The sequence below is a fragment of the Olleya sp. Hel_I_94 genome (genome assembly GCF_007827365.1).
Lineage (GTDB): Bacteria > Bacteroidota > Bacteroidia > Flavobacteriales > Flavobacteriaceae > Olleya.
Genome location: NZ_VISI01000002.1, coordinates 2,390,825 through 2,414,687, shown reverse-complemented (window position 1 = coordinate 2,414,687; position 23,863 = coordinate 2,390,825). Strand labels below are relative to the sequence as shown.

The 23,863-nt window shown below is 31.5% G+C and carries 19 protein-coding genes; 13 read left to right on the top strand and 6 right to left on the bottom strand.

The annotated features are described in order from the left end of the window. Window positions 1–8: 8 nt before the first annotated feature. Window positions 9–242 (bottom strand): acyl carrier protein, encoded by a 234-nt coding sequence (locus tag JM82_RS14060; protein WP_013869581.1) that lies wholly within the window; start codon window positions 240–242, stop codon window positions 9–11. A gap of 182 nt (window positions 243–424) precedes the next feature. On the opposite strand from JM82_RS14060, the gene JM82_RS14055 reads away from it, so the two are divergent. From JM82_RS14055 to JM82_RS14040, 4 genes are all read left to right on the top strand, one after another. Continuing rightward, complete coding sequence (locus tag JM82_RS14055) at window positions 425–991, top strand: phosphoribosylglycinamide formyltransferase (RefSeq protein ID WP_145005346.1); 567 nt, start codon at window positions 425–427, stop codon at window positions 989–991. Window positions 992–1,018: 27 nt separating this feature from the next. Next, window positions 1,019–1,660 carry a viroplasmin family protein gene (locus JM82_RS14050; RefSeq protein ID WP_145005343.1) on the top strand — a complete coding sequence of 214 codons (642 nt, stop codon included), beginning with the start codon at window positions 1,019–1,021 and terminating at the stop codon, window positions 1,658–1,660. Window positions 1,661–1,910: 250 nt separating this feature from the next. After that, window positions 1,911–2,837, top strand: a complete 927-nt coding sequence (locus JM82_RS14045; protein WP_145005340.1) for a PfkB family carbohydrate kinase — start codon at window positions 1,911–1,913, stop codon at window positions 2,835–2,837. A 74-nt stretch (window positions 2,838–2,911) separates the two neighbouring features. Beyond that, entirely contained in the window at window positions 2,912–4,810 is a 1,899-nt protein-coding gene (locus JM82_RS14040; protein WP_145005337.1) for an amidophosphoribosyltransferase, read from the top strand. A gap of 273 nt (window positions 4,811–5,083) precedes the next feature. Here JM82_RS14040 and JM82_RS14035 read toward each other — a convergent pair whose 3' ends face one another. Then, window positions 5,084–5,692: a superoxide dismutase gene (locus tag JM82_RS14035; protein ID WP_145005334.1), complete on the bottom strand. Its 609-nt coding sequence runs from the start codon at window positions 5,690–5,692 to the stop codon at window positions 5,084–5,086. Between the two features lie 195 nt (window positions 5,693–5,887). Here JM82_RS14035 and JM82_RS14030 point away from each other — a divergent pair, with 195 nt between their 5' ends. The 5 genes from JM82_RS14030 (at window position 5,888) to JM82_RS14010 (ending at window position 15,508) form a co-directional block, all read left to right on the top strand. Next, on the top strand, window positions 5,888–9,031 hold the full coding sequence (locus JM82_RS14030) for a UvrD-helicase domain-containing protein (protein WP_145005331.1): 3,144 nt from the start codon (window positions 5,888–5,890) through the stop codon (window positions 9,029–9,031). Between the two features lie 67 nt (window positions 9,032–9,098). Next, window positions 9,099–10,292: a glycine C-acetyltransferase gene (gene kbl / locus JM82_RS14025; protein ID WP_145005328.1), complete on the top strand. Its 1,194-nt coding sequence runs from the start codon at window positions 9,099–9,101 to the stop codon at window positions 10,290–10,292. 125 nt (window positions 10,293–10,417) lie between these two features. Then, a complete protein-coding gene (locus JM82_RS14020) occupies window positions 10,418–11,848 on the top strand; it encodes an OmpA family protein (protein ID WP_145005325.1) in 1,431 nt (476 codons plus the stop codon). Between the two features lie 72 nt (window positions 11,849–11,920). After that, complete coding sequence (locus JM82_RS14015) at window positions 11,921–14,668, top strand: PD-(D/E)XK nuclease family protein (RefSeq protein WP_145005322.1); 2,748 nt, start codon at window positions 11,921–11,923, stop codon at window positions 14,666–14,668. Continuing rightward, the gene (locus JM82_RS14010) at window positions 14,669–15,508 is read left to right on the top strand and encodes an alpha/beta hydrolase family protein (RefSeq protein ID WP_145005319.1); all 840 of its coding nucleotides are present in this window, start codon (window positions 14,669–14,671) and stop codon (window positions 15,506–15,508) included. On the opposite strand, the gene JM82_RS14005 is transcribed toward JM82_RS14010, so the two are convergent. Further along, complete coding sequence (locus JM82_RS14005; protein ID WP_145005316.1) at window positions 15,505–17,871, bottom strand: hybrid sensor histidine kinase/response regulator; 2,367 nt, start codon at window positions 17,869–17,871, stop codon at window positions 15,505–15,507. The two genes, JM82_RS14010 and JM82_RS14005, sit on opposite strands and share 4 nt — an antisense overlap. A gap of 132 nt (window positions 17,872–18,003) precedes the next feature. Then, complete coding sequence (locus JM82_RS14000) at window positions 18,004–18,801, bottom strand: universal stress protein (RefSeq protein WP_145005313.1); 798 nt, start codon at window positions 18,799–18,801, stop codon at window positions 18,004–18,006. 95 nt (window positions 18,802–18,896) lie between these two features. Here JM82_RS14000 and JM82_RS13995 point away from each other — a divergent pair, with 95 nt between their 5' ends. Further along, window positions 18,897–20,231, top strand: a complete 1,335-nt coding sequence (locus tag JM82_RS13995; RefSeq protein ID WP_145005310.1) for an MATE family efflux transporter — start codon at window positions 18,897–18,899, stop codon at window positions 20,229–20,231. A 22-nt stretch (window positions 20,232–20,253) separates the two neighbouring features. Then, on the top strand, window positions 20,254–20,421 hold the full coding sequence (locus tag JM82_RS16430) for a hypothetical protein (RefSeq protein WP_186439227.1): 168 nt from the start codon (window positions 20,254–20,256) through the stop codon (window positions 20,419–20,421). A gap of 88 nt (window positions 20,422–20,509) precedes the next feature. Here JM82_RS16430 and JM82_RS13990 read toward each other — a convergent pair whose 3' ends face one another. After that, window positions 20,510–21,151 carry a 2OG-Fe(II) oxygenase gene (locus JM82_RS13990; RefSeq protein ID WP_145005305.1) on the bottom strand — a complete coding sequence of 214 codons (642 nt, stop codon included), beginning with the start codon at window positions 21,149–21,151 and terminating at the stop codon, window positions 20,510–20,512. A gap of 93 nt (window positions 21,152–21,244) precedes the next feature. On the opposite strand from JM82_RS13990, the gene JM82_RS13985 reads away from it, so the two are divergent. Together JM82_RS13985 and JM82_RS13980 are read left to right on the top strand one after the other, a co-directional pair. Next, window positions 21,245–21,697 (top strand): 6-pyruvoyl trahydropterin synthase family protein, encoded by a 453-nt coding sequence (locus JM82_RS13985; protein ID WP_145005302.1) that lies wholly within the window; start codon window positions 21,245–21,247, stop codon window positions 21,695–21,697. 144 nt (window positions 21,698–21,841) lie between these two features. After that, window positions 21,842–22,597: a UDP-2,3-diacylglucosamine diphosphatase gene (locus JM82_RS13980; protein WP_145005298.1), complete on the top strand. Its 756-nt coding sequence runs from the start codon at window positions 21,842–21,844 to the stop codon at window positions 22,595–22,597. Here JM82_RS13980 and JM82_RS13975 read toward each other — a convergent pair. Beyond that, complete coding sequence (locus JM82_RS13975; RefSeq protein ID WP_145005295.1) at window positions 22,594–23,862, bottom strand: MFS transporter; 1,269 nt, start codon at window positions 23,860–23,862, stop codon at window positions 22,594–22,596. The genes JM82_RS13980 and JM82_RS13975 overlap by 4 nt on opposite strands. Window position 23,863: the final 1 nt, after the last annotated feature.

Genomic DNA, 23,863 nt, shown 5'->3' with positions numbered 1-23,863 from the left:
TATTGTGCTTATTTAGCAGCTTCAATATAAGATACAGCTTGACCTACTGTAGCAATGTTTTCTGCTTGGTCATCTGGAATCTGGATATCGAATTCTTTTTCAAATTCCATGATTAATTCTACAGTGTCTAATGAATCTGCTCCTAAGTCGTTTGTGAAGCTAGCTTCAGTTACAACTTCGTTTTCATCAACACCTAATTTGTCTACGATAATCGCTTTTACTCTTGATGCAATGTCTGACATAATTTTAATTTTTTTAGTTTTAATTAAGAGGCAAAAATAAAAAACTTTATTTTAAAACACACGTTTACTTTAAAAATGTGCTACGAATTTAATTATTTAAATCGAAGAATTTCGATTTTAGCCCATAATTGTTAATAATTATTGCTTTTTTTGTTTGAAGAATTTAACATTGAAAATAGAAAATGAAACGTGTAGTAATTTTTGCGTCCGGAAGCGGATCTAATGCTGAAAATTTAATAAGGTTTTTTCAAAATAGAGACAATGCGTCTGTTATTCAGGTATTAACTAACAATCCTCATGCCAAAGTTTTAGATCGCTGTAAAAAATTGAAAGTTAGCGCTTTATCTTTCAACAAAACAGCCTTTACAGAGACAGATGATGTATTAAATATTCTTAAATCTAATACACCTGATTTAATTATTTTAGCTGGTTTTTTATGGAAATTTCCAGAAAAAATACTAAAAAACTTTCCAAATAAAGTCATCAATGTACATCCAGCTTTATTACCAAAATTTGGTGGAAAAGGCATGTATGGAATGTATGTGCATCAAGCTGTAATTAATAATAAAGAAACAGAAACAGGTATCACAATTCATTACGTAAACGAGAATTATGACGAAGGTGCGATCATATTTCAATCAAAATGTGAGGTTTTAGCTTCAGACACTGCACAAGATGTTGCAGACAAGATTCATGAATTAGAGATGAAACATTTTCCGGAAGTGGTTGATCAACTATTAAAAAAATAAGATTTCCGTTTACACGGAAATACTAAAATGAGTAAAAAGAAGAAAAAATATTATACCGTTTGGCAAGGACACCATAAAGGCGTTTTTGAAACTTGGAATGATTGTAAAGCACAAATTAAAGACTATCCAGGTGCGCAATATAAGTCCTTTGCTACTTTTGACGCTGCCAAAGAAGCCTTGAAAGGTAACTACTTTGACTATATTGGAAAAAAAGAAGATTTTAAAAGTGAGTTAAGCCATGAACAGCTTAAAAAAATTGGACGTCCAAATTATAATTCTATCTCTGTGGATGCAGCTTCTTCTGGTAATCCAGGTATAATGGAATATAGAGGTGTAGACACCAAAACCAAGAAACAATTATTTAAACAAGGACCATTTGAGCAAGGCACAAACAATCTAGGTGAGTTTTTGGCTTTAGTACATGGTTTAAGTTTTTTAAAAAAACATAATAGCGACCGTATTATATATACAGACTCCAAAACAGCTATGAGTTGGGTACGCAAAAAAACGTGTAATAGTAAGCTTGAGCGTAACGCAAAAAATAAACCAGTTTATGATTTGGTAGATCGTGCTGTAGCTTGGCTAAAAGCTAACGATTATAAAACTACTATTGTTAAATGGGAAACTAAAGCTTGGGGAGAAATACCTGCGGATTTTGGAAGGAAGTAATAACAAAAGTTCAAACCAACGCATACACCAAAGTCTTTTTATTTTTTTTCATTTTAATTTGTTTTAATTTAAAGCAAACATCCATGATTTACAACCTCAAAAAAAATAAAGATTAGTGAAGTGTTGTTTGATACAAGTGAATTGTTAAGAATTACAAAACTAATGTTAAAGACTTCATTTTATTCCGAAAGGAAATTAAAAAAAATGCGACTAAAAAACCTATATTTGCACTTTAATTTAAATAGCTTTTATGAGCAAGTTAGTAATAGTAGGTACAGTAGCATTTGACGCAATAGAAACTCCTTTTGGTAAAACCGATAAAATTCTTGGTGGAGCAGCAACCTATATAGGGTTATCTGCAGCAAATTTTGATGTAGATCAAGCAGCAGTGTCTGTTGTTGGTGGAGATTTTCCTCAGGAATATTTAGATCTTTTAACAGATAGAAAAGTAAATATTGAAGGTATCGAGATTGTAAAAGACGGTAAAACATTTTTTTGGAGTGGAAAATATCACAACGACATGAACTCTCGTGATACTTTAGCAACTGAATTAAACGTATTAGAGCATTTTAACCCTGTAGTACCACAAAATTATCGTGATGCGGAGATTGTAATGTTAGGTAATTTACACCCTTTAGTACAACAAGGTGTTTTAGACCAAATGACTAAAAAGCCAAAATTAGCTATTTTAGATACTATGAATTTCTGGATGGACATCGCATTAGACGATTTACTTGCAGTGATTAAAAATGTAGATGTAATTACTATTAATGATGAAGAAGCAAGACAATTAACTGGAGAATACAGTTTAGTTGTTGCTGCTAGAAAGATTCATGAAATGGGACCAAAATATGTAGTTATCAAAAAAGGAGAGCATGGTGCTTTACTTTTCCATGATGACCATATGTTTTATGCACCTGCTTTACCATTGGAAGAAGTATTTGATCCAACTGGAGCAGGAGACACTTTTGCTGGTGGATTTGCTGGTTATTTAGCAAGTACAGGAGACATTAGTTTTGAAAACATGAAAAACGCAGTAATCTACGGATCTACTTTAGCCTCTTTTTGTGTCGAAAAATTTGGAACTGAGCGCATGATTGACCTTAAAAAAGACGAGGTCAACAACCGACTAAAAGAATTTAAAAAATTAACACATTTCGATATCGAATTAAAATAAAAAAAACGCGCTCGTAATTATGAGCGCGTTTTTTATTTTTATCATTTTAATAAACAACTCACAACACAACAACAATGAGTGATGCTTTAAAACATGAGTGCGGAATTGCACTGATAAGATTACGTAAACCTTTAGAATTTTATAAAGAAAAATATGGAAGTGCTTTTTATGGTGTAAATAAAATGTACTTAATGATGGAAAAGCAACACAATCGTGGTCAAGATGGTGCTGGTTTTGCAAGTATTAAAATGGACACGCTTCCAGGAGAACGTTACATTAGTCGTGTACGCTCCATAGCACAACAACCTATTCAGGATATTTTTGCACAAATTAACGAACGTGTAAATAAAGAGTTAGCACAACATCCAGAATACCAAGATAGCGTTGCGCTTCAAAAAAAACACATACCTTATATTGGTGAGTTACTATTAGGACACGTGCGTTATGGTACGTTTGGTAAAAACAGTGTGGAAAGTGTCCATCCTTTTTTAAGACAAAATAACTGGATGCATCGTAATCTTATTTTGGCAGGTAACTTTAATATGACTAATGTTAAAGAGCTGTTTAAAAACCTAGTGGACCTTGGACAACATCCAAAAGAATATACAGACACCATTACTATAATGGAAAAAATAGGTCACTTTTTAGATGATGCAGTAAGTAAAATCTATAAAGACCTAAAAAAAGAAGGTTACGGTAAACACGAATGCTCACCTTTAATTGCCGAACGTTTAAAAATTGCCAAAATATTAAGACGTGCTGCTAAAAATTGGGATGGTGGTTATGCTATGGCTGGTTTAATTGGACATGGAGATGCTTTTGTACTTCGTGATCCAGCAGGCATACGTCCTGTATATTACTATACAGATGACGAGATAGTTGTTGTTGCTTCAGAACGTCCTGTGATACAAACAGTTTTTAATGTCGAGTTTGAGGATGTTAAAGAGCTAACTCCAGGTCATGCTTTAATCTCTAAAAAATCTGGTGCAGTTTCGATAAAAAAAATATTAGAACCCTTAGAGCGTAAATCTTGTAGTTTTGAGCGCATTTACTTTTCTAGAGGAAGTGATGCCGAAATCTATCAAGAGCGTAAAATGCTTGGACGTTTATTAATGCCACAAGTTTTAAAGGCGATTAATAATGATACAAAAAATAGTGTTTTCTCTTATATTCCTAATACTGCTGAAACTTCATTTTATGGAATGATTGAAACAGTCGAGGAGCATTTAAATGAGAAAAAAACCAAAGCTATTTTAGACGGAAATGGACAATTATCTGCAGATCAGGTAACATCTATATTAAAAGAAAGACCACGTATAGAAAAAATAGCAATAAAGGATGTTAAGCTTAGAACCTTTATTACAGAAGATAGTAGTCGTGACGACTTAGTTGCTCACGTTTACGATGTAACCTATGGTGTTATAAAACCTACGGATAACCTTGTAATTATTGACGATAGTATTGTACGAGGTACCACTTTAAAAAAGAGTATTATTAAAATGATGGACCGATTACATCCTAAAAAGATTGTTATCGTATCGTCTGCACCACAAATACGTTTTCCTGATTGTTATGGTATTGACATGGCTAATCTAGAAACATTGGTAGCTTTTAATGCTGCATTAGCGCTACTTAAAGAAAACGGAAAATACGATTTAGTAGAAGAAGTATATCACAGATGCAAAGCACAAGAAGACCTAGCAGATAAAGATGTTAAGAATTTTGTAAACGAAATTTATGACCAATTTACAACAGAACAAATTTCGGCTAAGATCTCTCAACTTTTAACTGATGAGTCCGTTAATGCTGAAGTTGAAATCATTTTTCAGCCAGTTGCTAATTTACATAAAGCAATACCTGATCATTTAGGAGATTGGTATTTTACAGGAAACTATCCAACAGTTGGAGGTAACCGAGTAGTTAACAGAGCTTTTATTAATTTTTACGAAGGAAATAAAGAACGTGCTTACTAATTATAAGAAGTACAAATTTTCTCACGACATACTCATTTAAGCGAATATTTTTACGTTTTAACTATATTTTATAATATATCAAATTAAATGTCGTTATATTTGAGCTTACCATAACATAAGTAGGTTAAGTTCATGGTAGATTTGGGGCAAAAAAGGAGAACTCTCGTTCTCCTTTTTTATTTGCCAAAATTTTAAAAAACACACAGTTTACAGCATAAAAAAAAGCAGATTCAAATATGAATCTGCTTTTTTAATATTATAACGTTTTAAAGCTTATTTAGCTTCTGCATAACGTCTTTCTACTTCGTTCCAGTTAATAACATTAAAAAATGCATCAATATAATCTGGTCTTCTGTTTTGGTAGTTTAAATAGTAAGCATGCTCCCAAACGTCTAATCCTAAGATTGGTGTTCCTTCGCAAGTTACCCCTGGCATTAATGGGTTATCTTGGTTTGGTGTAGAACACACTTCAACCTTACCTCCTTTATGCACACATAACCAAGCCCAACCTGATCCAAATTGAGTTGCTGCTGCGTTACTAAAAGCATCTTTAAATGCATCAAAGCTTCCGTAAGCTGCCTCAATAGCATCTTTTAATTCTCCAGATAAACGTCCTTTACCTTCTGGATTCATAACTTCCCAAAATAATGAGTGATTGTAAAAACCTCCTCCATTATTTCTTACAGCCATATTATTCATATCTAAATTAGTAAGAATATCTTCAATAGATTTTCCTTCTAAGTCAGTTCCTTCAATAGCTCCATTTAGTTTAGTTGTGTAACCATTGTGGTGCTTTGTGTGATGTATTTCCATTGTACGTGCATCGATATTTGGTTCTAATGCATCATACGCATATTTTAATTTTGGTAATTCAAAAGCCATAATTGTATGTTTTTAAGTGTTAATATTCAATATAATCAAAATTAAACATTAAAGCCTTCAATTGAAAATATTTAAGCAATGGATTAAATGTATTTAATAATATTTTAACATCGCCATTTAATTATCAAAGAATGTTTTAAAATAAATTTAGGAACCATAATATTGTTATTATCTTGTCTAAAATTTAAAATTACAATGTCTACAAAAACACCTTTTAAAGTTTATGACGCCTCTGCTGGTAGCGGAAAAACCTTTGCTTTAGTTAAGGAGTATTTAAAACTATTGTTTACCAGAAAACATAATGACGGTTTTAAACAAATATTAGCCATAACCTTTACAAATAAGGCTGTAGGCGAGATGAAAATTAGAATTTTAGACACATTAAAATCGTTTTCTGATCCAGAAATTATCACTAAACCAAATGGGATGTTTGAGGCTATCACTACTGAGTTAGACCTTAAACCTACTGATGTCCATTTAAAATCAATTGCTTTATTAAACACCATAATGCATAATTATGCTGCTTTTGACATTTCTACTATAGACGGTTTTAACCATAGATTAATCAGGACTTTTGCACATGATTTAAAAATTCCGATAAATTTTGAGGTCGAGCTTGATACACCATCGCTACTTAATCAAGCAGTGGATAGTCTTATAGCTAAAGCAGGAACTGATGTGGCACTTACTAAAGTTTTAATTGATTTTGCTTTAGAAAAAGCTGATGATGATAAAAGTTGGGACGTTTCTAGAGATTTTAATACTATTGCCAAACTATTAATTAACGACAATGACTTACCACATTTAGACAGTATTAAACATAAAACGCTAGAGGATTTTAAATCCTTAAAAGCGCAATTAATTAAAAAAATAAAATATCAAGAAACATTAATTAAGCAAACAGCCAACCAATTATTAGAGGTTTTTAAAACCAATGGTCTGGATGCCAAAAGTTTTTCTAGAGGAACGTTATATAACCATTTTGTAAAAGTTTCTAATTTTGAATTTTACAAATTATATGATAATAAATTAGCCGATAATATTGCTGAAGGTAACGTTTACACAAAGACTTTAGATTCCGCGAAAGCGCAATTAATTGATCAACTTTTACCACAGATAGATAAAGCATATCACTTAATTAAAGAAAATGTTATTAGCTTAAAATTTATAAAAGCTGTGTACAAAAATGTAACGCCTTTATCCGTTTTAAATGCTATAAACAAAGAGTTAACTACGATTAAGGAAGATGAAAATAAATTATTGATTTCCGAGTTTAATACGCTTATCAGTAAAGAAATTAAAAACCAACCAACGCCTTTTATTTATGAACGTTTAGGTGAAAAATTTAGACATTATTTTATCGACGAGTTTCAGGATACATCACAAATGCAATGGGAAAACTTAGTGCCTTTAATAGAAAACACACTAACAGGACAAAACTTAAAAGGTGAACAAGGCACAGCCATGTTGGTAGGTGATGCTAAACAGGCTATTTATAGGTGGCGAGGTGGAAAAGCAGAACAATTTTTAGGACTAACTAAAACCGACAACCCGTTTCCTATTGACAAAGAAGTTGTTAGGTTAGAGTATAATTACAGAAGTTTTAAAAAGGTTATTACGTTTAATAATACGTTTTTTGAGTTTTTGGCTAACACTAGTTTTAGTAGTAACGACTATTCTGATTTGTATAAAAAAGCAAATCAAATTCCGGTGTTAAATCAAGAAGGCTTTGTTAATATTCAGTTTTTAGATTTACAAAAAGAAGACGATATTAACGAGTTGTTTCCAGAAACAGTTTTTGACACCATAAACCAATGCTTAACAAACGGATACAATCTTAAAGATATTTGCATATTAGTAAGAAAGAAAAAAGAAGGTGTGGCTATTGCCGAATTTTTAAGCGAAAAAGGAGTTAAAATCACCTCTTCCGAAACCATGTTGATAAACAACTCTGAAGAGGTTAAACTAGTTATTAATATCTTTAAACTACTAATAAACCCAAATCACTTAGAGGTTAGAATTAAAGTGTTGGATTATATAGCAAATACTAATGCAATACAAGATAAACATGCTTATTTTAAAACCAACTTGGAGTTGCCACTTCCCGAGTTTTTTAAAGGCTTTGAGCAATTCTCAATACATTGTAATCCAACCGAATTAGTAGAATTATCCTTATTTGATTTAACTGAAGATATTGTCAGAAGTTTTAAAATGACGGAAACGTCAAATGCCTATATACAGTACTTTTTAGACACCGTTTTAGAGTTTTCTCAAAAGCAAATATCCGATTTACCAAGTTTTGTAGATTATTACGAATCTAAAAAGGACAGTTTAAATATTGTCTCTCCTAGCAATCAAAATGCGGTTCAGATAATGACAATCCATAAATCTAAAGGATTAGAGTTTCCGGTGGTTATCTTTCCGTATGCACATTTAGATATATATAAAGAAGTGGAGCCCAAAGAATGGTTTCCGTTAGACCAAGAACAATTTAGTGGTTTTTCTAAAACGCTACTCAATTTTAATAAGGACTTTGAGGAATATGGCACAACTGGCGAAACCATTTACAATCAACATAGAGCAGAACAAGAATTAGATAATATTAACCTATTATATGTAGCATTAACTAGACCTATAGAGCAACTCTATATTATATCTAAAAAAGAAAAGTCAGTAAAAGGAATAGTGACACATAATACGTATTCTGGATTACTAACAAATTACTTAATAGACAAGGGTCTATGGAGTGACTCACAATTAGAGTATACCTTTGGAAAAGCTAATCGCGAATCGCAACTAGAAGACAAGTTAGAAAACACCCAAGAAACAGAATTGTTTATTAGCGTTTCTAAACAAGATCATAATATTAAAATTATTACTAAATCAGGTTATCTATGGGATACAGAACAAGAAAATGCTATTGAAAAAGGAAACCTGATACACGATATAATGTCAGAAATAAACACAATAGTAGATGTTGAGCCTGTTATTTTAACCTATACTCAAACAGGAACTATTAATAAGGAACAAGCATTAATTTTAAACAATACAATTACTAAAATTATTAATACACCAGAGTTAAATCCTTATTTTACTGATAATTATACCATATATAACGAAAGAGATATTATTACAAAATCAGGCAAAATAATTAGACCAGACCGACTAGCAATAAAAGATAACGAAGCTATTATTATAGATTACAAAACAGGATTATCTAATCCTAAGTACCAACAACAACTAGAAGAATATTCTGATACTTTAAAGGAGATGAACTATATGGTAAAGAAAAAAATATTAATCTATGTAAACGATACAATCAAAATAGTAACGTATTAAATTAAAGAATAGATTTAACTAAGCAATTAACGCGATAACATTATTAAATTTGTAAAAAAATACAATTATGTACAGTAAAATAAAAGAACACTTACAAAACGAAATACAAGACATTAAAGACAACGGTCTTTTTAAAGAAGAACGTATTATAACATCTGCTCAAGGTGCCGAAATAACTTTAAACACAGGCGAAACTGTTTTAAATTTTTGTGCAAATAACTATTTAGGATTATCCTCTCACCCAGAAGTTATTAAAGCAGCTCAAGACACAATGGATACGCATGGTTTTGGTATGTCATCTGTTAGATTTATTTGTGGTACACAAGACATACATAAAACTTTGGAACACAAAATAGCAGAATTTTATGGTACAGAAGACACCATATTATATGCAGCAGCTTTTGATGCAAATGGTGGTGTATTTGAACCTTTATTAGGTAAAGAAGATGCGATTATATCAGACTCGTTAAATCATGCCTCAATTATTGATGGTGTAAGGTTATGTAAAGCTGCGCGCTACCGTTACCAAAACAACGACATGGCAGATTTAGAAAAGCAACTTATTGATGCTAACGCAAATGGCGCACGTTTTAAAATAATTGTCACTGATGGCGTATTCTCTATGGATGGATTAGTAGCACCTTTAGATAAAATATGTGACTTAGCAGATAAATATGACGCTATGGTAATGATAGACGAGTGTCACTCGGCTGGATTTATTGGAGAAACAGGACGTGGTACTCTAGAAGAAAAAGGCGTTATGGACAGAGTAGACATTATAACAGGAACTTTAGGTAAAGCACTTGGAGGCGCAATGGGTGGCTACACTACTGGTAAAAAAGAAATTATAGAACTATTACGTCAACGCTCAAGACCTTATTTATTTTCAAACTCATTAGCACCAGCTATTGTAGGTGCTTCAATAAAAGTGTTTGATATGTTAGCCAATGACAACTCGTTACGTAATAAACTAGAAGAAAATACCAAATTTTTCAAAAAAGAAATGAAAGCTGCAGGATTTGATATTATTGATGGTGACTCAGCAATTGTACCTGTAATGTTGTACGATGCTAAACTATCTCAAACCATGGCAAATATGTTATTAAAAGAAGGTATCTATGTAATAGGATTTTTCTTCCCTGTAGTACCAAAAGACAAAGCTAGAATTAGAGTGCAGTTATCTGCAGCGCACACTAAGGAACAACTAGAAAAAGCAGTTAGTGCTTTTATTAAAGTTGGTAAAGTATTGGAAATTATTTAGAAACAATCTATAATACTGATATAAAAGCAACAAATAATCAATATTTTTATATATTTGTCTTTGTTAATAATATATAACAACTTATTTTTGCTTTTAATTAACACTTAAAAATTAAATTTTTGAATATGAAAAATCTTAGCAGATTATTGTTCACAATGTTACTACTTTCTAGTTTAGGTAACGTTATGGCACAAGACCAAAACAACCCATGGGCTATTAACTTCGGTGTAAACGCAGTAGATGTTTTTCCTGTAGGTGAAAACGCTCCACAAGGAGATTATTTCCAAGAATTCTTTAACGCTAACGATCACTGGAGTATTTTACCATCTTTATCTACAATTTCTGTATCTAAGTATGTTGGTGACAACTTCTCTATCCAAGCTGGAGGTTCTATAAACAGAATTAACAAATGGGGACAAGATAGTACTAACCCTAGTTTACGTGTTAATGATTTAGCATACTACGCTATTGATGGTAACGTAAGATACCACTTAGGTGAAGTATTAGGTTCAAAAAGATTAGATCCAGCTATTGGAGTTGGAGGTGGTTACACTTGGATTGAAGAAGGTGCTTATAACACTTACTCTACAAAAGCAGGTTCTAACAACGCAGTTGGAGCAGGAACAGTTAATGCTTCTTTAGGATTAACTTACTGGTTTTCTGATAATATTGGTTTATTTGTTGAGTCTAAATACAAGCACTCATTTGAAGACTATTTAACTAAGCATTTCCAACATTCAGCTGGTTTAGCAGTTAAATTTGGTGGAACTGATACTGATGGTGACGGAATATATGACAAAGATGATGCTTGTCCTGATACTTTTGGATTAGAAGCATTTAACGGTTGTCCAGATTCTGATGGTGATGGAATCGAAGATTCTAAAGATACTTGTCCAAACGAAGCTGGTTTAGCTGAGTTTAACGGTTGTCCAGATTCTGATGGTGACGGAGTATCTGATAATAACGATGATTGTCCACAAGTAAAAGGATTAAAATCTTTAAAAGGTTGTCCAGATGCTGATGGTGATGGTGTTGCTGATGCTAAAGATAAATGTCCAAACGAAGCAGGTCCTGCTGCAAACGGAGGATGTCCTTGGCCAGATACTGATGGTGACGGTGTATTAGACAAAGATGATAACTGTCCTAAAGAAGTAGGAACAGTAGCTAACAATGGTTGTCCAGAAGCTGTTATCCCAACTCAAGTTGTATTAGATAAATTAAATAGCTATGCTAAAACTATCTTATTTGACACTGGAAAATCTAGCTTCAGAAAAGAAACTTTCTCTGTATTACAGTCTATTACTGCAATCTTAAAAGAATACCCAGACGCTAACTTTACAATTGAAGGTCACACAGATAGCGTTGGAAGCAAAACTTCTAACCAAACATTATCTGATTCTAGAGCTAACGCTGTAATGGCTTACTTAATCGAAAACGGAATTAACTCTGAAAGATTAAACGCTTACGGATTTGGTGAAGACTATCCAATTGACAGCAACAAAACAAAAGCTGGAAGATTTAACAACAGACGTGTAGAAGTTAAACTTAGAAAATAAGTTATAACCAAACACTAATAAGTTTTATAGAAAAACGCTTCGGTATTCCGAAGCGTTTTTTATTTTTATATAATGACAAGTTTTATACAAGATGTAATTGACGACTTAGTAACTAAGGAAGTAAACTTTAGCGAACTTGTCTTTATATTACCCAGCAGAAGAGCAGGTGTTTTTTTAAGACGCACGTTAAGCTTAACTTTAAATCAGACTATTTTTGCTCCAAAGATTATTAGTATAGAATCCTTTGTAGAAGAATTATCAGATTTAAAAACGACAACAAACACAGAGCTGCTTTTTGAGTTCTATAACGTATATATTATACTAACTCCAGAAAAGGAAAGAGAGTCATTTGATACCTTTTCTAAATGGGCACAAATTATACTTCAAGATTTTAATGAGATTGATCGCTATCTAATTCCGCAGAAAAAAATATTTGACTACCTAAAAGCTATTAAAAACCTAGAACATTGGTCACTACAAGAAGATCAAACTGAACTGGTCAGTAGCTATTTAAAATTCTGGAATAAGTTAAACGATTATTATAACGCCTTTACTACATCTTTAATTTCTAAAAATAAAGGTTATCAAGGCTTACTTTATAGAGAAGCCTTTAACAACAGTAATGCATACATATCTAACACAGACAAACACCATGTGTTTTTAGGGTTTAATGCTTTAAATGAAGCAGAAGAAAAAATAATACAACAACTACTACATAATAAATTAGCAACCATTTATTGGGACACTGACAAGCAATTTATGAATAATAAAATTCATGACGCTGGATTGTTTTTAAGACAACACAAAAACAAATGGAGCTATTTTAATGATCATGATTTTAACTGGATCAACGACCATTACTCATCTAAAAAAAACATTAATATTTTTGGTGTACCAAAAAATATAGGTCAAGCAAAAGCAATAGGAACAATACTACAGGATTTAAGTAAATACGATGCCAGTTTAAAAAATACAGCTGTAGTTTTAGGTGACGAAAACTTATTAATTCCCGTATTAAATTCCGTACCAGAATCCGTTTCGACGTTAAATATAACCATGGGATTTCCTTTAAAAACCATCCCATTAGCTTCTTTATTTGAACATATTTTCACTTTACATAAAAAGCATGCTAATCCATTTTATTACAAGGATGTTATAAGTATAATTTCTCATCAATACATACAACCATTATTTAAAAACGATAATGCTATTAATATTATAGAGCTTATCAATAAAAACAATTTAGTTTATGTAACAGAAGCTCAAATATCAGCCTTAGCTCAAGACAATAAAGCGTTAGTGTCACTATTGTTTAGCAATTGGAATAACGACGCTAAAACAGCTCTAAACAACTGTTTTAAACTTATTAATATAATTAAAGAACATCTCACAGAAAATAAAGATAAAAATCAATTAGGATTAGAATATCTATTCAGATTTAATATCTTATTTAATGAGATTTTACGACTAAATGAAAACTACAACCACATAAAAGATATAAAAGGTTTATATAAAATTTATAAAGAATTACTAAGCTCTGAAACATTAGATTTTCAAGGAGAACCTTTACAAGGTTTACAAATCATGGGAATGTTAGAATCTAGAGTTTTAGACTTTGAAACTATAATTATATCTAATGTTAATGAAGGTATTTTACCTTCAGGAAAAACGAATAACTCCTTTATTCCTTTTGATGTAAAATTAGAAAACAAACTACCAACTTATAAAGAAAAAGACGCAGTATACACCTACCACTTTTATCACTTATTACAGCGTGCAAAAAATGTTTATATATTATATAACACAGAAATTGATACGCTAATTGGAGGAGAGAAAAGTAGATTTATCAATCAATTAGAATTAGAAGGTACACATCAGGTCACTCATAAAATACTAACGCCAAAAGTACCTAACCATAATAAACAACTAATAACAGTTAGTAAAACCGAAAGTGTTATTTCGCAATTAAAAAATATTGCTAACAGAGGATTTTCTCCTTCATCATTAACCAGTTATGTTAGAAACCCAATTGATTTTTACTATCAAAAGTTACTAGGCATTTCTAATCTAGAAGAAGTAGAAGAAACCATTGCTGCCAATACACTAGGAACCGTTGTACACAATACACTTGAAAGCCTATACACTCCTTTTATTGGACAAACAATAACTGTTGACAACGTAAAATCTTTAATACCAAAAATAGATACTCTTATCACCTCGTTTTTTAAAGAAGAATACAAGGAAGGTGATATGACAAAGGGTAAAAACCTTATTGTTTTTGAAATTGCTAAACGCTATGTTTTAAATTTTTTAAACTTAGAAATTGAAGCATTAAAAAAAGGAGATTCCATAAAAATTATTGCATTAGAAGCTAAGGTCGAAAACGTAAAACTAAATATAGACACATTACCTTTTACAATACAATTAAGAGGTACAGTTGATAGAATAGACCAATGTAATGGTGTTGTTAGAATAATAGATTACAAAACAGGAAAAGTAGACCAAAGTAAAGTGTCAGTTATTAATTGGGACGACTTATTAACGGACTATAATAAGTACAGCAAATCTTTTCAGGTTTTGATGTATGTCTATATGCTTTTAAAGGATAAAAAAATAAATTTACCTGTAGAAGCAGGTATTATTTCGTTTAAAAATTTAAGTGCAGGTTTTATTCCCTTCATAAAAAAAGAAAGCAGTCACGACAGGAATAAGGATACATTAATCACTCAGGACACTTTAAATGAATTTGAAATTCAGCTTAAAAATTTAATCATAGAAATCTTTAATACAGATCAAGATTTTATAGAAAAAGAGCTATAAATGAAGATAAAAAATCAAATATTAACACGTATTAATCAAAAACCAATTGTTTATGATACGTTTTATAATGATAACAAAAAGCAAAAACCTTTAGTGATTTTTTGTCATGGCTACAAAGGTTTTAAAGATTGGGGAACGTGGGATTTAGTAGCAAATAACTTTGCTAAACAAAATTTATTTTTTGTAAAATTCAACTTTTCGCATAATGGAGGAACTGCAAATCAACCTATAGATTTTCCGGATTTAGACGCTTTCGCGGAAAACAACTACACTAAAGAATTACAAGATTTAGACGATATACTAAATCATTTTACGTCAGACCAAAGTATATACAAAAATAATATTGACACTAATAATATCACTTTAATTGGACATTCTAGAGGTGGTGGAATTTCAATAATTAAAGCAAGCGAAGACCACAGAATTACAAAGTTAATAACTTGGGCTAGTGTTTGTGCTTTTGGCAAACGCACCTCCACAACAGGAGATTTAGAACAATGGAAACAAGATGGTGTTAAATACGTTTTAAACAGTCGGACAAAACAAAATATGCCTCATAATTTTCAGTTTTACTTAGATTACATAAATAATAAAGACCGATTGGATATAGAAAATTGCTGTAAACGATTAACTATTCCTCATTTAATAATTCATGGTACTAAAGATCCTTCGGTAAGCTTTGAAGAAGCAAAATTGCTAAAACTTTGGAGCCCTAAAAACACCTTAATTGCACTACCAGAAACCAATCATGTATTTAATGCTAAACATCCTTGGACTGAAAATTATCTACCAGAAGCATTGGAAGTTGTCACCAAAAAAAGCATAGCTTTTATAAATTAAGCAATTTTTAAATTAGTATTATCATAAATACAACGCTCTATTTTTTTAAACAAAAGCTCTTTATTAATCGGTTTTGTCATGTAATCATTCATACCAATGTTTAAAACACGTTGTTTAGTTTCCTGCATAACATCTGCGGTTACTGCTATAATTGGTATTGATTGTATTTTGGGTCCACAAATACCACTTCTAATATGTTGCGTAGCCTCGTAACCGTCCATAATAGGCATTTGCAAATCCATCAAAATTAAGTCAAAACTAGCGTTTGTTAATAGTTTTAAAGCCTCTTCACCATTGTTAGCAATAACCATTGTAAACTTGTTATCTGTACTAAGTAGTTTTTTAATAACCATTTGATTTAGCATATTATCCTCTACAACTAAAACATTTAAAGGAGCAGCATGACGTGTGCTTGGGTTTGCTTTTTGATCGTTAAGGGTTGCTATTTTGACAACTTTTAAAGGCAAATCTATATACACAACAGTGCCTTTATCTAACTGACTCTCTACCGTTATTTCTCCATCAAATAAATCTACTAAACGGTTGACTATAGTTAACCCTAACCCGATACCACCAAATTTTCTTTTGTGGTTATTCCTCATTTGATTAAAACTGTCAAAAATGTTTTTCTTGGTTTCTGGTGTCATACCAACGCCAGAGTCTGAGACTTGAAGTGAAAACCGATTAACATCATTAGGTTGCGGAAAACATTTTAATTTAAAACCAATACTACCTTCTGCTGTAAACTTAACAGCGTTACTTAAAACATTATTTATAATTTGCACAAAACGCTCTAAATCACTTTCAATAAAATCTGGTATATCTGCATCTATTTCAAAATGATAATTTAAGCCTTTACGCTGTGCTTCAAGTTTCCAATTATTATTAATTTCAGTAACTGCATTAAACGGATTAAAAACCTCGTTGACCAATTTTAATTCGTTTTTTTCAATCTTCTCAAAATCTAAAATATCATTAACATTACTAAGTAAACTAAGTGATGCATTTTTAATAATTTCGTAATTTTTATTACTTTCAGAATTACCATTATTTTTCAATTCGGTTTGTGCAATACCCATAATTGCGTTAATAGGTGTTCTTAATTCATGACTCATATTGGACATAAAAAAAGTCTTTAATTGACTTATTTCCTGAGACCTATTTAACGCTAATTCTTGCGACTCTTCCTTATCTTCCCTTAATTTTTTAAGCAAGTTAGTCATAGATAAAGACAAGAAAATAACCTCCATTCCTGATCCAAATTTAGAGCTATTTAAAGTAAAAAAATTATTAGGCAATAGACTTAAGTTATTCATTACAAAGCCTAATAAACCAATTATCAAAAAGAAAATTCCAATAGAAAAATAAAAATCAACACGTAGTTTTTTATAACGCATTGTAAAAATTGTAGCCAAGAGCAAAATAAGGCTTAGCAAGCCATTTAAATTAGATAATGGGTATACAAACTCCATTGTTTTTGGCGAAATAAATACCATGACAAATAAAACACCTAACACGAAATATATAATATTATATACAATCTTAAAACTGCTTAAATATTGCGAAACTTTTAAAAAATACTCACAATATTTTAATAGAAAAAAATTAGAAAATAATGCTGCTATTAAAACCGCTTTACTATTTAAATAACCACCATTGGTTAGTAAAAATTCAAAAATAAAACCATCCAAAGCGCCTTGTAATAAAGCTATTGAAAACACATAACAGCCATAATACAAAAATGTTTTTTCTTTTAAACTAGTATAAAAGAACAAGTATATAATCCCTGCCAAAAATAAAAGACCATAAAATAAGCCCAAAAACAATTGTTGCTTATAATTCATGATCCAAAACTCAGACTCTGTAAATAGGTTAAGTGGTAAGTTGATTGTTTCTCCATCACTGCCAAACTCCATATAAACATCCTGAACAGTGTTAGGTAATAAAACTAGTTTAAATACAGTAGATCTGTGTGCCACCTGTCTGGTTTCAAAGGGGATTTGATCACCACTTTTAAACGTTTGTATACTGTCTTGTGTAACAATAAACATATTAGCTTTATCTGTTACAGGTCTTGCAGTTTCTAGGTAATAGGTCGCTTTATCATTAGACGTATTTTCTAATTTAAATTTTACCCAATAATTTTGAGAAGTAAATCCTAAACTTTGATTATCAGAGCTTAAATCTTGATATTCAAGGTTTTTTTCTAAAAGTATATCTTGTATACTTAAATCTTTATTCCCAACCGATGCATACTGACTATATTCATATAAATCTCCAGAACTAGTGATTGGGTTGTAGGTTGTATTTTGTGCAAATACAGAAAAGTTTATAAAACAGATTAGCAGGTATAAGTGTTTCATTATTTGGTTAGTTTTATAAACTTACGCATTAAGGCAAAGTCGAGTTTTACCAAATAGTGACTTTACGACAAACAGCTATTATATTAGTTAAATCAAATGATTTTACCGATAAAAGCACAAAACACGAGTAAATTATTTTAGTCCGCTTAACACTAAAACAGGAAATGTTGTCACATAAAAATCCTTTTTAAGGATGCTATTTTTTTCCCACATTTTAGTAAAAAATCCTCTTTTACGACGGACAACACAAAGAATATCAGGATTAAATTCTTTATAATGCTCTAAGACACCTTGAAACGTAGTAGCGTTTTCAGATTCTTTTGTAGATGATAAATGTTCTTTTAAATCCTCTGCTATAACAAAATCACTTTGAGAGTGAAAAGGTGTTTTTACTAGCAGTAAATTTAACTTAGCATTAAAATGATTTTTTAAACTTAATAAAGGATACAAAGCATCAACTTTATTAATGACTGCAGATTTTAATGCAAATAGTATTGAATTTATTGGTTTATAAACATAACCTTCAGGAACAATAAGTGCAGGAATATTAGTTTGCTTAATGATTTTACCAGAGGTTTTACCTAAATAAACTTCATCTTTAATAGAATTTGTTCTAGGCTCTAAAATAATTAAATCAATGTCTAACGATTTAGAAACTAACTCTAACGTGTCTACTAATTTTCCTTTAAAGGTTTTTACAATAACCTCAACATTTTTTTTATTTACCGAAGCAACGTGCTTATTTAAAAAATCTAAACTTTCTCTTTCTAAAATATGATCCACCTTAATCATCGTTCCTGATTTGGTATAAACATTATATACTTGAACAACATATAATTTTGCGCCAAAAGCTTCAGCAAAATCTACTGCGTATTGTAAATGACTTTGTGCGTTTTTTGATGACCCAACAGGAACTAAAATAGATTTCATATAAAGAGTGTTTAGAAATCAAAAATACAGATTTTTCTTTACAAAAACTTCGATAATCTTTTACGACCTTTACAAAATCATTTTGAATACAAATTTTGAATACCTCCATAAGCTTAAGACATATAAATAAACTAGCCATTCCTGCACTTATAGCAGGTATATCAGAACCTATTTTGTCTTTAACAGATGCTGCTGTTGTTGGAAATGTACAGCTTAACCCAACTGAGTCCTTAGCTGCAATTGGTATAGTTACCACATTTTTATCTATGTTAATTTGGATATTAGGACAAACTAGAAGCGCTATTTCTTCTATAATATCACAACATGTTGGCGCCAATAAATTAGACCAGGTTAAAGACTTACCTGCTCAAGCTATTTTATTAATTACCTCGTTAAGCTTAGTTATAATAGCAACAACATATCCATTTACATCGCAGATATTTAAACTTTATAATGCCTCAGGTCTGATTTTGGATTATAGTATAGAGTATTATAAAATTAGAGTATTTGGTTTTCCGTTTACCTTATTTGTTATCGCAGTTTTTGGCACCTTTAGAGGATTACAAAACACTTACTATCCCATGGTAATTGCAATTATTGGAGCCTTTTTAAATGTAATTTTAGACTTTATGCTAGTGTATGGTATTAATGGATTTATACAACCCATGCATATAAAAGGTGCTGCGTATGCTAGTGTAATAGCACAAATAATAATGGCAATCCTATCTGGCTATTTACTATTAACCAAAACTAATATTCCGCTTCGGGTTAAATTCCCATTAAACAAACAAATCAGCAATTTTGCTATCATGATATTAAACTTGTTTGTACGTACACTAGCCTTAAATATCACGTTATATTTTGCAACAAAATATGCCACAGGCTATGGCAAAAACTATATTGCAGCTTATACAATTGCAATTAATCTTTGGTTTTTAGGAGCCTTTATAATAGATGGTTATGCTAGCGCAGGAAACATTTTGTCTGGCAAACTATTTGGTCAAAAAAACTATAAAGAGCTATTAGAATTAAGTAAAAAACTAATAAAATATGGGATTTACTTAGGTAGCCTAGTAGCACTAATTGGAGCTATATTTTACTATCCAATAGGCAGACTTTTCACCAAAGAACCCGAAGTTTTAAAAACCTTTTATAGTGTTTTTTGGATGGTACTAGCCATGCAACCCTTGTGTGCTTTAGCCTTTATATTTGATGGTATGTTTAAAGGTTTAGGAAAAATGAAAGACCTACGTAACTTACTATTATTATCCACTTTTTTTGTTTTTTTACCAGTCCTTTTTATTGCAGATTATTACAACTTAAAATTACATGGTATATTTATAGCCTTTACTTTGTGGATTATAGCGCGTGGTTTTCCGTTAATTATAAAATTTAGAAAACAATTTTTGCCTCTTGCACAAAACAACTAACTTTACAACATAATAAAATCGTATGTTATTAAGCTTACTACAAGTCAATATTGAAGACAAAATCAAAAATGCTCCAGATAATAATTATCAAATTGGTATTTTAATTGGATCGTATTTGCCACTTTTTATCTTAGTAGTACTAGCTTATTTGCTGTACAGATATAATAAAAATCGTAACAAAGAGTCTTAAAATTATGAGCAATTTAATTTTTCCATTACTAGCATTATTTGTAATTATAGCTTATTTCTATAATAAAATGCGCAACAGAAGACGCTAATTAACGCGTTTTAAGCCAACCAGTAATGCTTAATCTTTTAGTATTTACTGGTTTAACTTCGTGCTCTAAAATTTGACTTTCAAATATTACCACACGACCAGGAAAAGGATATACTACTTTCTCTACTTCATTACCATTATCGTCTAAATACAATACCAATTCGCCACCATTTTCTGGTTGCCAATCTTCATGATTTAAGTAGCACACAAAAGACAGCTTACGTCTATCATCATTTTTAAACGTATCTAAATGACGTTTATAAAACGTTGACTTTGGATAAATCGCATAATGAAACTCCTTATGTAAAATTCCCAAAAAACACGTTTTATTTAAATAACCAACCAAATCATTAATCTTATTAAAAAACAAAGATTCCGCTGCATTAGCTCTAGCTTCCTCAATCCATAAAATCACGTCACCTCTAATAGATTTAACTATTACCTCATCAAATTTATTACCAATAGCAGCCTTTTTAAAAGCATCCTCCTCATACTTATCAAGTATAGACCCTCTTAAAGCAACAACTTCTTCTTCAGAAAAAAAATTATCAATAATCGTAAATTTTTGCTTTGCAATATCCTCTATAATTTGCTCGTACAATGGATTTTCAATAAAATCTAAAGCCTCAAAAATCTGATTCATAACCTGTTTTATATTTAAAAAAGTGCGCAAATGTAACCTAATAACCTTTCGCTTTTACAAATTCAATATCTTTGCGCAATAAAACTTAGGTTAATGAGCAATATTCGTATTACAAAACAATTTACTTTTGAGACTGGACACGCACTTTATGGTTATGACGGAAAGTGTAAAAACGTCCATGGACACAGTTACAAACTAGATGTAACAGTAATAGGTACACCAATTTCTGATAGCAACAATGTAAAATTTGGAATGGTAATAGACTTTACAGATCTAAAAAAAATAGTAAAAGAAGAAATTGTAGACGTTTTTGATCACGCCACAGTATTTAACAAAAACACACCACATGTCCAACTAGCCAAAGAGCTTCAAGACAGAGACCACAACGTGTTACTGGTGGATTATCAACCAACCAGCGAAATGATGGTCATCGATTTTGCACAAAAAATACAAGACCGTTTACCAAACAACATCAAACTGCACTCTTTAAAACTATCCGAAACCGCAACCAGCTACGCACAATGGTACGCCAGCGATAACCAATAAATAATTTGGGCGTTACCACAAGGGGCGCGCTTTCCACTATATCTTTTTTGCGCATAAGCGCGCACAAAAAAGGATACCGTATCAATCGCTAACGCACACACCTGCTAACGATAGGCATTATCAAGAAATAGTTATCTTTACCACATGCAAATTCCAAAAGGAAAAAAAATATATTTCGCCTCAGACAATCATTTAGGCGCACCAACAAAAGAGCTCTCTTTACCTCGCGAAAAAAAGTTTGTCGCATGGTTAGACATGGTAAAAGACGATGCAGCAGCTATTTTCTTATTAGGAGATATGTTTGATTTTTGGATGGAATATAAACGTGTGATACCAAAAGGATTTACCAGAACATTAGGTAAATTAGCAGAAATTAGTGACTCCGGAATCCCAATCTATTACTTTGTAGGTAACCATGATTTGTGGATGGATGGCTATTTTGAAGAAGAATTAAACATCCCTGTTTACCACAAACCAAAAGAATTTACCTTTAACAACAAAACCTTTTTTATAGGACATGGAGACGGTTTAGGACCAGAAGACAAAGGGTATAAACGCATGAAAAAAGTGTTTACCAATCCTGTTGCTAAATGGTTATTCCAACGTTTATTACACCCAGATTTTGCTTTACGCTTAGGACAATACATGTCTGTTAAAAACAAAATGATCTCTGGTGACGATGATGCTAAGTTTTTAGGAGACGATAAAGAGTGGTTAGTACAATACTGCAAACGCAAACTAGAGACTAAACACCGCGATTACTTTGTCTTTGGACACAGACACTTACCATTAAACATAGACTTAAGTAACAACTCTAAATACGTTAATCTAGGCGATTGGATACAGTACTTTACTTATGGAGTTTTTGATGGCGAAAACATGGAGTTAAAAGAGTATTAATCCTCTTTTTCATGGTCTTCAACATCTTTTGTTAAATCAAGATCACGAAGTGGTTGGTTTTTAACACCAATTATAGCAACAATTATAAGTGTAGCTGTCCCACCAAATATTACCGCTAATGGCGCTCCTAAAAGTTTAGCAGCAATACCACTCTCAACAGCTCCTAACTCATTAGACGACCCAACAAACATCGAGTTAACTGCACCTACACGACCTCTCATATGGTCTGGCGTCTTTAATTGCAGAATAGTTTGTCTTACTACCATTGAGATTCCGTCAAAAACACCTGCTAAAAACAACATTAAAACACTAAGCCACATTAATTTAGAAGCACCAAAAACTATCATACAAACCCCAAAACCAAAGATAGAAACCAGTAACTTTTTACCTGTGTTTTTTGTTATAGGAATGTAAGTTGTCGCTAACATTGTCAAAATACTTCCTGAGGATAATGCAGCATTTAAAATACCTAAACCTTTTGGCCCAGCATCTAAAATATCTTTTGCAAAAACAGTAAAAATAGCGACAGCTCCTCCAAACAAAACAGCAATCATATCTAATGTTAATGCACCTAAAACCACCTTGTCGTTAAACACAAAACTAAGTCCTGCTTGTAAGCTTTCTTTTACTGTTTCTTTATTTCCGCTATTTAAAATTGGCTTTTTATTAATTAAAAACACCAGTACTAAGGACAACATTACTAAAAAGAATATAATACCAAGTGTATGATGAACACCAATCCAAGCTATTAAAAACCCTGCAGATAAAGCACCAAAAACACTTGCTCCTTTCCATGTACTACTACTCCATGTTGCTGCATTAGGATAAATCTTTTTAGGCACAAGTAAGGCTATCAAAGAAAAGATAGTTGGACCAAAAAAGGCTCTTAAAACACCTCCAAAAAACACCAATGCATAAATACTATATAAAATAGTTGGCATTTTCCAGGTGGCTTCAATGGTATTGGAGGTCAACCAAAACAGTCCAAAGCTAATTAAAGAAAATAGCGTAATACAAAGTGCAAATAGATTTCGTTTTTCTTTTTTATCTACAATATGCCCTGCAAAAGGAGCAAGAAAAAAAGCTGGTAAAAACTCGCATAAACCAATTATAGCAAGACTTAATTTATTATTAGTCATAGAGTAAACTTGCCATTCTATTACCACAAATTGCATAGACCAACCAAAGACTAAGGCAAATCTTACTAATAAAAAGATATTAAACTCTCTTATTCTTAATGCTGCGTATGGATCATTTTTAGCCATA